The organism is Mesorhizobium sp. M1406, assembly GCF_040317555.1.
Classification (GTDB): Bacteria; Pseudomonadota; Alphaproteobacteria; order Rhizobiales; family Rhizobiaceae; genus Mesorhizobium.
This window is the reverse complement of sequence record NZ_JAMYKW010000010.1, coordinates 102,054-114,566: the sequence shown is the minus strand read 5'-3', so window position 1 is coordinate 114,566 and position 12,513 is coordinate 102,054. Positions and strand designations below refer to the sequence as shown.

General features: G+C 64.0%; 10 protein-coding genes. 5 read left to right on the top strand and 5 right to left on the bottom strand.

The window, feature by feature from the left end:
* Positions 1–75: 75 nt before the first annotated feature.
* On the bottom strand, positions 76–855 hold the full coding sequence (locus NKH03_RS11980) for a helix-hairpin-helix domain-containing protein (protein WP_352968527.1): 780 nt from the start codon (positions 853–855) through the stop codon (positions 76–78).
* 363 nt (positions 856–1,218) lie between these two features.
* Positions 1,219–3,066 carry a M3 family oligoendopeptidase gene (locus NKH03_RS11975; RefSeq protein ID WP_352878039.1) on the bottom strand — a complete coding sequence of 616 codons (1,848 nt, stop codon included), beginning with the start codon at positions 3,064–3,066 and terminating at the stop codon, positions 1,219–1,221.
* Positions 3,067–3,226: 160 nt separating this feature from the next.
* On the opposite strand from NKH03_RS11975, the gene NKH03_RS11970 reads away from it, so the two are divergent.
* Together NKH03_RS11970 and NKH03_RS11965 are read left to right on the top strand one after the other, a co-directional pair.
* Complete coding sequence (locus tag NKH03_RS11970; protein WP_352968525.1) at positions 3,227–4,762, top strand: sigma-54-dependent transcriptional regulator; 1,536 nt, start codon at positions 3,227–3,229, stop codon at positions 4,760–4,762.
* 360 nt (positions 4,763–5,122) lie between these two features.
* Entirely contained in the window at positions 5,123–6,952 is a 1,830-nt protein-coding gene (locus tag NKH03_RS11965; RefSeq protein ID WP_352968524.1) for a peptidoglycan L,D-endopeptidase MepK, read from the top strand.
* Positions 6,953–7,133: 181 nt separating this feature from the next.
* On the opposite strand, the gene NKH03_RS11960 is transcribed toward NKH03_RS11965, so the two are convergent.
* Positions 7,134–7,772: a 2-dehydro-3-deoxy-phosphogluconate aldolase gene (locus NKH03_RS11960; RefSeq protein WP_352863303.1), complete on the bottom strand. Its 639-nt coding sequence runs from the start codon at positions 7,770–7,772 to the stop codon at positions 7,134–7,136.
* Positions 7,773–7,972: 200 nt separating this feature from the next.
* Here NKH03_RS11960 and trhO point away from each other — a divergent pair, with 200 nt between their 5' ends.
* The 3 genes from trhO to NKH03_RS11945 all read left to right on the top strand — a co-directional run bounded on the left by trhO (position 7,973) and on the right by NKH03_RS11945 (position 10,821).
* Positions 7,973–8,893, top strand: a complete 921-nt coding sequence (gene trhO, locus NKH03_RS11955) for an oxygen-dependent tRNA uridine(34) hydroxylase TrhO (protein ID WP_352968522.1) — start codon at positions 7,973–7,975, stop codon at positions 8,891–8,893.
* 124 nt (positions 8,894–9,017) lie between these two features.
* Positions 9,018–9,755 (top strand): tellurite resistance TerB family protein, encoded by a 738-nt coding sequence (locus tag NKH03_RS11950; RefSeq protein WP_352968521.1) that lies wholly within the window; start codon positions 9,018–9,020, stop codon positions 9,753–9,755.
* Positions 9,756–10,065: 310 nt separating this feature from the next.
* Complete coding sequence (locus NKH03_RS11945) at positions 10,066–10,821, top strand: SDR family oxidoreductase (protein WP_352877890.1); 756 nt, start codon at positions 10,066–10,068, stop codon at positions 10,819–10,821.
* Here the strand turns inward: NKH03_RS11945 and NKH03_RS11940 are convergent, their stop codons facing one another.
* Positions 10,822–11,196, bottom strand: coding sequence for a YciI family protein (locus NKH03_RS11940; RefSeq protein WP_352877893.1), 375 nt, complete (start codon positions 11,194–11,196; stop codon positions 10,822–10,824).
* A 50-nt stretch (positions 11,197–11,246) separates the two neighbouring features.
* A complete protein-coding gene (locus NKH03_RS11935) occupies positions 11,247–12,431 on the bottom strand; it encodes a pyridoxal phosphate-dependent aminotransferase (RefSeq protein ID WP_352968520.1) in 1,185 nt (394 codons plus the stop codon).
* Positions 12,432–12,513 lie beyond the last annotated feature (82 nt).

Sequence of the window (12,513 nt, the reverse complement as noted above, 5' to 3'; positions counted from 1 at the left end):
GGTCAATATTGCGGGCCAAAAACAAAACGGCGGCGCCCTGGGCACCGCCGTTTGCAACAATATTGCCTCTGCCGCTCAAGTGTTGCTGGCGGTTCCCGCAGTTGGAAACTGCTTGGCGAATTCCTTTTCGTTGCCGGCGGCGAGCAGCTTGGCCTGCTCGATCCAGCGCTCGCGTGCGATGCGGCCGTCGAAATTCATCACGTCCTCGATCCGCTTGACATCGGCGGCTGTCCAGCCGGCGATCTGGGCGAAGCTGGTGACGCCTTGCGCCTTGAGCAGCTTCTCGTTGACCGGCCCAATGCCGATCAGCCGACGCAGATTGTCTTGCTTGCCGGATGCTGGCTTGGCCGGTGCCGGTGCGGCTTTCCTGGCTGGGGCTTCCTTTGGTGCGGTCGAACTCTTGGCTGCCGAGGCCGCGGCTGCCGGCTTGCTCGCCGCGGACTTGACCGCAGGTTTCGACGCTGCCGGCTTTGGCGCCGCCGATTTCGCAGCCACCGCCTTTGCAGGGGCGGCCTTCGCGGCCGCCCGTTTGGCAGGCGCCGGCTTTACGGGCGCGGATTTAGCCGTCGAAGGTGTCGACATCACGGCCGAGGGGGCAGCGTTTGTCTTGGCACTGGCAGCGGGTGCTGCCTGCGCATCGCGCAGCCGGCGCTCAAGGTCGGCGCGAGTCTTGCCGCATGCATTGAGTTCACCGGTCAGCCGGTCGCTGTCGGCGCGCAGTCTGTCGCGCTCGCCGCGTGTGCGGTCGATGTCGCCACGCAAGCTGTCCAACTCACCGCGCAGGCGGCCCCACAGGAACCAGCCCACCAGCACGCCTACCAGGAACGCCAGGAGCATGTAGAAAAAAGTGCCCATTGTGTCTCTCCAGTCAGATCCGTCTGCCGTGGGGTCATGACCTTCGGCGAAGGACTACTCGATGGTGGTTCCGCGGTTCGCGGAACAGCCGGCTTCGGTTCGAGCTGTCGGCAATCGGCCTTGCTTGCCATGGCCAACGGCCATCGTCGCGTTCGCCTGAGTGCTACGGCCGGCTGAGATATTTCCTCGCAGATCCGCATGCGCTCCGGCTGAGCTTGTAGCGAAGGCTATCATAGAGCTCGTGGAAAGCTATCGGAAAAACTTCGGTGGAGAGTACTTCAAGAACAGATATTCAGAGCAAGAATACAGCCATACCAATATGCATTCCGGCTAAACTGTTTGGTGACGCCCGCGGGACGCATTTCACGTGTCGAGCACTTCCAACTCGTCGATCAGGCCGCTGATGACGCCAAGCCCGATCTGCCAGAAGGCGGGGTCGGTGGCGTCAAGGCCGAAGGGCGCCAGAAGCTCTGAATGATGCTTGGTGCCGCCGGCGCGGAGCATTTCGAAATACTTGTCCTGAAAGCCGCGCTCGGCGTTCTGGTAGACCGCATAGAGCGAGTTCACCAGGCAGTCGCCGAAAGCATAGGCATAGACATAGAAGGGCGAATGGATGAAATGCGGGATGTAGGTCCAGAACACCTCGTAGCCTTCGCGCAGCTTGATCGCCGGACCCAGGCTTTCGGCCTGCACTTCGAGCCAGAACTGGCCGAGCCTGTCGGAGGTCAGTTCGCCGTTCTTGCGCTCGGCATGCACCTTGCGCTCGAATTCATAGAAGGCGATCTGGCGCACGACCGTGTTGATCATGTCCTCGACCTTCTGGGCGAGCATGGCCTTGCGCTCGCGCCTGTCGGTGGTCTGGTCGAGCAGCGAGCGGAAGGTCAGCATCTCACCGAAGACGGACGCCGTCTCGGCCAGTGTCAGTGGCGTCGAGGCCATCAGCGCGCCCTGGCCGCTGGCCAGCACCTGATGTACGCCATGGCCAAGTTCGTGCGCCAGCGTCATCACATCTCGCGGCTTGCCCATGTAGTTGAGCAGCACATAGGGATGCGCCGACGGCACGGTCGGATGCGCGAAGGCGCCGGGCGACTTGCCCGGACGCACCGGCGCGTCGATCCAGTTGCGGTCGAAAAAGGTTCGCGCAATCTCCGCCATGTCGGGCGAAAAGCGCTGATAGGCGGACAGCACGGTGTTCCTGGCCTCGTCCCAGCCGATGATCGCCTGAGGCGTATCCGGCAACGGCGCGTTGCGGTCCCAATGGTTCATCACCTCCACGCCGAGCCACCGCGCCTTCATCGCGTAGTAGCGGTGCGACAGGCGCGGATAAGCATCCCGCACGGCGGACGCCAGGGCATCCACCACGCCGCGCTCGACGCGGTTGGCGAGATGGCGTGAATCGGCGATGTCCTCGAAGCCGCGCCAACGGTCTGAAATTTCCTTGTCCTTGGCCAGCGTGTTGGTGATCAGCGTGAAAGTACGCAAATTCTTGCGGAAGGTCGTGGCCAGCGCCTCGGACGCCCGGCGGCGCACCTCGCTATCGGCGTCCTGCAGGCGGTTCAGCGCCGGCTCCAGCGTCAGTTCCTCGCCGTCGATGGCGAAGCGAAGGTCGGTCATCGTCTCGTCGAACAGGCGGTTCCAGGCACCGCGTCCGGTGATCGATTTTTCGTGGAAGAGCTGCTCGACACGGTCCTCGAGCTGGTAGGGCTTGTCCTTGCGCAGATCGAGCACCCACGGCCGATAGTGGCCGAATGCGGGATCGCCGGCGAGCGCGCCTTCGATGGCGGCATCATCGATCAGGTTGAGTTCGAGCGCGAAGAACAGAAGGTGCGCGCTGGCGTCGGTCATCTTCTCCTGGATGTCGCCATAGAGCTTGGCGCGCTGCGGGTCGGCGGTGTTGCCGGCATAGACCAGTCCCGCATAGGAGACGATGCGGCCGATCAGTTCCTCCAGTGCCTCGTAGGCGACAAGCGCCTCGCCCAGCCTGCCTCCGCTGCCGCGCTCGGCCTCGGCGGCCAGCGTGCCCTTCCAGCGGCTCTCGAAGCTGATCGCATCGGTGGCCGCCTTGGCGATATCGCGCTTCAGCTCCGGCGCGTCCATGCCGGCATAGAGGTCGGCAAGGTTCCATTCCGGCAGGTCGCCAAGCTCGGCCGCGCCCTGGCCGGACGCTGGCGCCGCAAGCCGCCGAGCGGAAACCGTGTGCCCAGAAACCATGTGCATCGCCGACACCTTCCGTGGCCGAGATTCAAGGGGAAACGAGAAGCCGGTCAAATCCTAAGGAATTCATTCACCGGGTTTTTTGAAACCTTATTTAGAACCCTGTGCCAAGATGGTCCACAGGGCAGAATTCCTCGGGCGGGCAGTCATACCAGTCATGACAGGTTCCATACTCATAGTCGATGACGATCCCGTGCAGCGCCGGCTGCTCGAAGCGGCGGTGACTCGGTTCGGTTACACGGCCATCGTCGTCGATGGCGGCGCGGCTGCTCTCGATGTCCTCGACGGGCCCAGCGCCCGCGAGGTTTCGGTGGTCATCCTCGATCTGGTCATGCCCGGTCTCGACGGCATCGGCGTGCTGAAGGCGATGCGCGAGCGCGACATAAATGTCCCGGCCATCGTGCAGACCGCCCAGGGCGGCATCGAGACCGTGGTGTCGGCGATGCGCCACGGCGCCTTCGATTTCGTCGTCAAGCCGGCGTCTCCGGACAGACTGCAGGCGTCGATCGGCAATGCGCTCAAGGTCGAGGCCGTCGAGGGCGAGGTCAAGCGCACGTCGCGCCGGCGCAGCGGCCTTCTGACCTTCAAGGACATGATCACGCACAGCCCGGCCATGGACAGGGTGATCCGCCTCGGCCAGAAAGCGGCGGCATCCAACATTCCGATCCTGATCGAGGGCGAGTCCGGCGTCGGCAAGGAACTGGTGGCGCGCGCCATCCAGGGCAGCGGCGACCGCCGCTCGAAACCCTTCGTCACCGTCAATTGCGGCGCCATTCCCGACAATCTGGTCGAATCGATCCTGTTCGGCCACGAGAAGGGCTCGTTCACCGGCGCGACCGACAAGCACACCGGAAAATTCGTCGAAGCGCATTCCGGCACGCTGTTTCTCGACGAGATCGGCGACCTGCCGCTCGACGTGCAGGTCAAGCTGTTGCGCGCCGTGCAGGACGGGGAGGTCGACCCGGTCGGCGGGCGCTCGACCGTCAGGGTCGACATCAGGCTGATTTCGGCGACGCACCGCAACCTCCTGCAGCAGGTCAAGGACGGCAAGTTCCGCGAGGATCTGTTCTATCGGTTGAACGTCTACCCGATCTTCGTACCGCCGCTGCGCGACCGCCGCGACGACATCCCCTATCTGGTCAGCCATTTCATAGACAAGGTCGCGCCGGCCGACCCGCGTCGCCGCCTGCAAGGCATTTCGGCCGCGGCGCTCGCCGTGCTGCAGGCCTATGACTGGCCCGGAAACATCCGGCAGCTCGAAAATGCCGTCTTCCGGGCCTCGGTGCTTTGCGAAGGCGATGTGCTGACCACGGAGGACTTCCCGCAGATCCGGGCGCAGGTGGAAGGCACCGTCAACCTCGACACGGACGACGATGCGCCGTCGCCGTCCTTGCCTCCGGAGGGGTACGAAGAAGAAGCCCTGCCCGGCGAGGCTAGCCCGGCAACCGGGTCCGATGCGCCGGCCAGGTTGCCGCCCCGCTTCGGCACGTTGCGGGCGCTCGACGATCGCGGCAATGTACGCGCGCTGGCCGATGTCGAACTCGAGATGATCAAGCTTGCCATCGACCACTACAACGGCCAAATGAGCGAAGTCGCCCGCCGACTCGGCATCGGCCGCTCGACGCTCTATCGCAAGCTCAAGGAATACGGCATCGATCCCGAGACCGGCCGCGTCGACCGGCTCGCTTCCTGAGGCACAAGGGCGGCGCCAGTACGCAATGCCACAATAGGCAGTATACCGGCCGTTGGCGGATTGTGGCGGCACAACGCTGTTCACGCATTAAGGCTAACGGTAACAGATCGTGTTCCGCGCAACGGCGGAAACATGATCTAAACCAGTGGTTTACCAAGTAACCCTGTGTACAATTTTTGACGGGATATCGCCACGGTGTTACCGCATTTCGACTTCAATAAGCGATGATTAACCATTAGGATCGATATTCGGATGTGATCACGACACATCCGTTTGGACAAATCCGGGGACAAACGGCAGCCTGCAAGGCCTTTTGATTTGAACAGAATCGAACGACACACAAACGGGCGGCACCATCAAGTGAGCGTCTGGCCGAAGTGGCTGGCGGCGTTGATTGTCGCATTTGGTTTTGTCGCCGCGGCTGGGACCGGAGCCAACGCCGAAACACGTTCGCTGAAGCTCTATCACCTCCACACACACGAGAAGGCCGAGATCGTCTACAAGCGCAACGGCCGCTACGTCCCGGAGGGTCTCAGGAAGATCAACATCATTCTGCGCGACTGGCGTCGCAACGAGCCGACCAAGATGGATCCGCGTCTGCTCGATCTGGTCTGGGAAGCGTACCGGGAAGCCGGCGCCACGGACTACATCCAGGTCGTCTGCGGCTATCGCTCGCCGTCGACGAACTCGATGCTGCGCAGCCGCAGCCGGGGCGTCGCCGAGAAGAGCCAGCACATGCTCGGCAAGGCGATGGACTTCTACATTCCCGGCGTGCCGCTGAAGAAGCTGCGCAATATCGGTCTCAAGATGCAGGGCGGCGGCATCGGCTACTATCCGTCCTCCGGTTCGCCGTTCGTCCATATGGATGTCGGCAATGTGCGCCATTGGCCCGGCATCAGCCGCCAGGAACTGGTCAGCCTGTTCCCCAATGGCAAGACGCTGCATGTGCCGAGCGACGGCAGGCCGCTGCCCGGCTTTGAGCAGGCGCTCGCCTCCTACAAGGCGCGCAAGGGTTCGGGCTCGCCGGCCATCGAGTTGGCCAGCGCCGGTGGTAGCAGCAAGAAATCAGGCGGGTTCCTGTCGGCCTTTTTTGGCGGCGGCGACGACGAGGCCGACGACAGCGCCGATGTCGAGACCGCTTCGGCCGCACCTCCGCCCAAGGCGAGAAACTTGAAGCCGGCCGCGGCAGCCAAGACCAGCAACCTCCCGGGCATCGCCATCGTGGCGCCGGAGAACGCGCAGCGCGCCGCGATTCCGCAGGTGACCGAGGAGCAGGCCCCCGAGCCGGAACAGGACACGCCGGAGACGATCATAGCGGCATTGCCTGCACGCAGCGTTCCGTTGCCTGATTTCGCACCACGACCGAAGGCCGATGTCGGCGCTCAGCCGCCTGAAAACGTTCCTTTTGGGATGGCGGACGCGACAGCCACCACCGAGCAGGCCGTGGCGACCGCACAGGCGCCGGCGACCGTTCCTTTCGGCATGGCCGATGCAACGGCTTCGGCTGATCCGGCCCAAATTGCCGTCAACAACATACCGTTGCCGACATGGCGCCCCGACACTTCGCTGCCAGCCGCTCTGGCTGCGTCGCCCAGCAAGACTGTGCTGATGGCGCTGGCCGATACGGCTGAGCACGGCAAGACCGGGACCGATGCGTTCTCGGTGCTGCCGACGGCGCGCCCCGAGATGGCCCAGCCGGACGCCGTCAAGGCCGTTCTCGACGAAGCCAATGCCCAGGTCGGCGCGGCCGACGAATACCAGGTTGCTTCCTTGTCCGCGTCCGAGCCGCGTTCGGCCTTCAACGATCCGTCGGGCAATGGTGCCGCATCGCCGCGCGAGGCTGTCGTTGCCCGCCCGGCCGGCTCCGATCCGGCCGCCGCGATCGGCGCCGGCGTGAAGACCACCCGCAAGGAATCGAGAGCCACCGCGCGCGACCTGAAGCCAGGCCCCAAGGCGATGGTGGTTGCCGCCGCACCGCAGGCCGCCCGCTGGGCACTGACCAGCGGTGAGAATGTCGCCACCGTTTCCAGCGCGACGACGGCGCCGGGCTACGCCTACAGCATCGTGCACACGGCGCCGAGCGAGGTCTACACGGCCGGCTTCCAGCAGGGCTACCAACTGGCCGACGCCAACCGCTTCACCGGCAATGCCGTCAAGTTCCTCTCGGTCGCCCGCTTCCAGACCAAGTAAGCGATCAGCAATCGACAAAGCCGCGCCGGGCAACCGGCGCGGCTTTTTGCTGCGAGACCACCCGGTCTGACATTGCAGTGATCGTGGACGGCTCGAAACCTGCGACGGATCCTGCTTGCAACAGGAAAACCGCGACTCGCTCGACGCAAGTCGGCCGGGTTTTCATGCCGTGACGAAGGCCTTATTTCGCGAGCTTGCTCGCCGCGCGAGCCAGGGCTTCGATCTCGTCCCACCTGCCGGCCTTGACCATTTCGTCGGGCGCCACCCAGGAGCCGCCGACGCAGATGACATTGGGCAGGCTGAGATAGTCGGCCGCGTTCTTGCCGGTGATGCCGCCGGTTGGGCAGAATTTCACATCGGCGAGCGGCGAGGCGAAGGCCTTCAGTGAAGCGATGCCGCCCGACTGCTCGGCCGGGAAGAATTTGAGAAAGCGCAAGCCGGCTTCCCGTGCGGCCATGATCTCGCCGGGCGTGATGGCGCCGGGCAGCAGCGGAACATCGCTGTCGGCGGCTGCCGCCAGAAGCTCGCGGGTAATGCCGGGGCTGACGATGAATCGCGAGCCTGCGCTCGCTGCCTCTTCGAACTGCCTGATATCGAGAATGGTGCCGGCGCCAACGATGGCTTCCTCGACCTCACCAGCCACACGCCGGATCGCCTCAAGCGCGTCGGCGGTCCGCAGCGTGATCTCGATCGCCGGCAGGCCGCCGCGTGCCAGGGCGCGGGCCAGCGGCACGGCGTCGGCGACATTGGCGATCTTCAACACCGGGATGACCGGCTGGCCGTTGAGAAGCGACAGGAGTTTTTCGGTCTTGCTGGGCATCTGCTCTCCGTATCCTAGCTAAGGCGTGTCGCATGAATTGGTTTCGGCGCGACGCGCTTGACGGCAATTCAACCGATTAGCAGACGGGTGTTTTTCTGTCCATGAAACGAAGCGTGTCGCGATGTCACGCGCGGCCGATACCTGCCTGGATTCCGGCGCTGCCTTGAATCGGCTTGCGTGAGCGTTTAGTGGCTTCGGCCATGACATCACTTCAACCCCTTCGCGTCGCGGCGCTCTACCGGTTTGCCCGGCTCGACGCCTTCGAGGAGCTCCGCGCGCCGCTCGCTGCCTTCTGTTGCGGGCGCGGCATCAAGGGCACGCTGCTCCTGGCGCATGAAGGCATCAACGGCACCGTCGCCGGCAGCGAAACGGCGATCGGCGAACTGATCGAGTATCTCGAAGCCGTGGAAGGTCTCGCCGGCCTCGAGGTCAAATACAGCGTCGCCGCGGAAATGCCGTTCCATCGCATGAAGGTGCGGCTGAAGCGCGAGATCGTCACCATGGGCGTCGCCGATATCGATCCGGCGACGAGCGCCGGAACCTATGTCGCGCCGGCCGACTGGAATGCGCTGATTTCCGAGCCCGATACTGTTATCATCGACACGCGCAACGCCTACGAAGTGTCGATCGGCACCTTCAAGGGCGCGATCGACCCCACTACCGCCAGCTTTCGCGAGTTCCCGGCCTGGGTGGAAGCGCACCGGACGGAGCTCGAAGGCCGCAAGGTCGCGATGTTCTGCACCGGCGGCATACGCTGCGAAAAGGCGACCGCCTATGTCAAATCGCTCGGCTTCGAGGACGTCTTTCATCTCAAGGGCGGCATCCTCAAATACCTCGAGGAGGTTCCGGCCGAACAGAGCCTCTGGCAAGGTGAGTGCTTCGTCTTCGACGAACGGGTTTCGGTGTCGCACGGACTTGCCGAGGGCGAGGCGGAACTCTGCCGAGCCTGCCGCCATCCGCTGACGCCGAGCGACCTGACATCGCCCAGATTTGCCGCCGGTGTTTCGTGCCCGCATTGCTTCGATGCGCGTTCGGACATGGACCGCCAGCGTTATGCCGAGCGTCAGCGGCAGGTCGAGCTTGCGCAGGCGCGGGGCAGGGATCCGCACATCGGATCGTAGGTCCGCTCTGTTATCGACAGCTACGGCTCAGCGACGGTTTGTCATTGTAATGCAAGGGTTCGGGACCTACGTCTTCGACGTTCGAAACCTGCCCGTCCGGCCGGGCAAATCCTGGAGGTACTGAATGTTCGATCCCAAGAAGCTTCTCGACGATCTGCTCGGCTCGCAAATCCCCGGCACTAGTGGCACCGTTCGCGACAAGGCGGGCCAGGCGGTGCAGATGGCCAAGGACAATCCGCTGGCCGCTGGAGCGCTCGCTGCGGTGCTGCTCGGAACCGGTGCCGGCCGCCAGGTGACGGGTACCGCGGTGAAGCTCGGTGGATTGGCCGCGATCGGCGGCCTCGCCTACAAGGCCTACCAGAACTACAAGGCCGGCAATGCACCGGCCGAGGCGCCGGTGGCCGGCGAGCCGGAATTGCTGCCGCCGCCCAAGGACACCGCCTTCCACCCGTCGCAGGCGCCGCAAGGCGAGGACGAATTCACGCTGACCCTGGTGCGGGCGATGATCTCGGCGGCAAAGGCCGACGGCCATATCGACGATGACGAGCGCCAGAAGGTCGCCGGCAAGCTCAGCCTTTCGGGGATCGGCTCCGACGCCGAAAAATTCCTGATGGCGGAGCTGGCGAGCCCGCTTGACCTCGACGCGCTGGTGGCTGGCGCCCAGACCGATGCGCAGAAGCTCGAACTCTACACCGCGTCGCGCCTGACCATCGATCCCGACACACGCGCCGAGCGCGGCTATCTCGACCTGCTCGCCGGCCGGCTCGGTCTGCCGGATGCGCTGGTCGATCATGTCGAGGCGACGGTTTCGGCGGCCAAGGTGCCGGCCCAGGCCGGGACTTCACCCAATCCGCGCTGGTAGGTCAAAACGGCACAGGCGGCCTTTCGGGCGTTAACCTTTCGTTAACTCAGGAAGCGCATGATTTTATGCAGTCGGATCGGCTTTTCCTCCTCCCAAGCCCGGTTCAGATCAGGGCGGTCGCCAATGACCGCCCTTTTTGTCGGCACGATCTGCTCGCCTGAGCATGATCTCCAGCAAAAATCGGATTCCAATTTTCGGATCATGCTTTGTGCTTCGGCTTGCCATCGCCGCCATCATTTGCGATGCCTTTGCTTCTTGCGCAAACCCGGAAAATAGTGCGTGCGCGCGTTGCTGCCGGAGGACAACAGCCATGACCGTAAAACGAACCGCCATCGTCACCGGCGCCGGCACCGGCATCGGCAAGAGCGTCGCCACGGCGCTGCTCAAGGCCGGCTGGAACACGGTGTTCTGCGGGCGCCGCAAGTCGGTGCTGGATGCCGCGGTCGCCGAGGCCGGCCGCACCGACGCCAAGGCATTGGCGGTTGCCTGCGATATCAGCAAGGCCGGCGAGGTCGATGATCTGTTCGAGACGGTGGCGGCGGCCTTCGGCCGCGTCGACCTGCTCTTCAACAATGCCGGCATGGGCTACAAATCGACGCCCATCGACGAGATCCCGGTCGAGGTGTGGAACGATATCGTCGGCGTCAATCTCACCGGTTCGTTCCTGTGCGCTCGCGCCGCCTTTGGCGCCATGCGCAAGCAGCGGCCGATGGGCGGCCGCATCATCAACAATGGCTCGGTGTCGGCCTACGCGCCGCGCCCAGGCTCCGTGCCCTACACGGCAACCAAGCATGCCATCACCGGGCTGACCAAGACGCTGGCGCTGGACGGAAGACCCTATGACATTGCCTGCGGGCAAATCGACATCGGCAACGCGCTGACCGACATGGCGCAGCCGATGACGGTCGGCGTGCCGCAGGCCAACGGCTTGATCGCCGCCGAAGCGGTGATGGACGTTCAGCACGTTGCCGACGCCGTTGTCCACATGGCCAGCCTGCCGCTCGACGCCAACGTGCTGTTCATGACGGTGATGGCGACCAAGATGCCGTTTGTGGGGCGTGGGTAGCTATTTCCCGGCCAACGGCACGCCCGGCAGGTAGAGCGCGATTGGACGGATTTCGTAGACGGCGGTCGGATTAACGCGGCGCAGGTCGCGGGCGATAACGATCGCATCGTCACGTGTCGCGCAGTCGACGACATAGAGACCGAGGAGTTGCTCCTTCGTCTCGGCGAATGGCCCGTCAAAAACGGTTCCGTCGCCCGGTCCGCGCAAGGTGCAGGCCGACTGGGTCGCCCCAAGCCGCGCCGATGGGCCAAGATTGCCTTCCCGGTAAAGCCGATCGTTAATTTCGAGCAGGTCGACCATCAATGCCGCGTCCTGCTCCGGCGTCAGCGCGGTGATGGCTCCTTCCACATGGTAGGCGAGGATGGCGTAAAACATCGAGTCACCTTCTGTCGTGATTGCAAACATCCAGCGCCGGTCGCACAGCCTCACTTGCCCAAGAATGCTCCGATCCGCTCCAGTGCCCGCAAGATGTTCTCCTCGGAGTTGGCGTAGGAGAGCCTGATATAGCCTTCGCCGAGAATGCCGAAATCGGGGCCGCCGATCAATGCCACGCCGGCCTCGTCGAGCAGCGCCGAAGCGAGCTTCTTTGCTTTCCAGCCGGTCTTCGAGACGTTGGGGAAGGCATAGAACGCGCCCTTGGGCGTGATGCAGGAAATGTTGGGCAGGGCGTTCAATCCCTCGACCACGATCTTCCTGCGGCGGTCGAAAGCGCGCATCATCTTGTCGACATCGTCCTGCGGGCCGTCGATGGCCGCGATGCCGGCAAACTGGCTCGGCGCGTTGACGCAGGACCAGCAATTGACCGCTAGCTTGCGCACCTTGTCGTAGAGGTGAGCGCCCTTGTCGCCATTCGGCCAGATCGACCAGCCCATGCGCCAGCCGGTCATCGCCCAGGTCTTCGACCAGCCATTGAGCACGATCAGCCGGTCGCGGATCTCGGGAAAGCCAAGCAGCGAGCAATGCGTCTCGCCGTCATAGGTCATCACGTCGTAGATTTCGTCGGAGAGGATGGCGACCTGGGGATGCGCCTCCAGCCCCTTGACCAGCTTCTCGATCTCGGCCCGCGGCGTGACGCCGCCGGTCGGGTTGGCAGGTGAGTTGAGGATCAACAGCCTGGTCTTCGAGGTGATCAGCGCCAGCGTCTCCTCGGCGGAGAAGGCAAAGCCGTTTTCCTCGCGCATGGGTACTGGAATAGGTGCCGCACCGGTGAACTCGATCATCGAGCGGTAGATGGGGAAGCCCGGATCGGGGTAAAGGATCTCGGCGCCAGGCTCGCCGAACATCAAGATCGCGGCGAACATGGTCGGCTTGCCGCCGGGCAGGATCATCACCGTTTCAGGCGATATCTCGACGCCGGTGGTGGTCAGCGTGCGCCGCACCACCGCCTCGCGCGTTGCCAGCAGGCCATTGGCCGGCGTGTAGCCGTGATGGCCGTCGCGCAGCGCCTTGATCGCCGCCTCGACGATGTGCTGCGGCGTCTTGAAGTCGGGCTGGCCGATGCCGAGATTGACGATGTCGCGGCCCTGTTGGGCCAGTGCTGTTGCCCGTGCCAGCACCGCGAAGGCATTTTCCTCGCCGAGACGGTCGAAAGCCGAAATCGTGTGGAGCATTTTTCCCGTCCGTGTGGTTCTTGCTGTTGGGTCGCGTTTTTGTGAGCTTCGGCTGGCAAAAGTCAAACGGATTGGAGCTTTC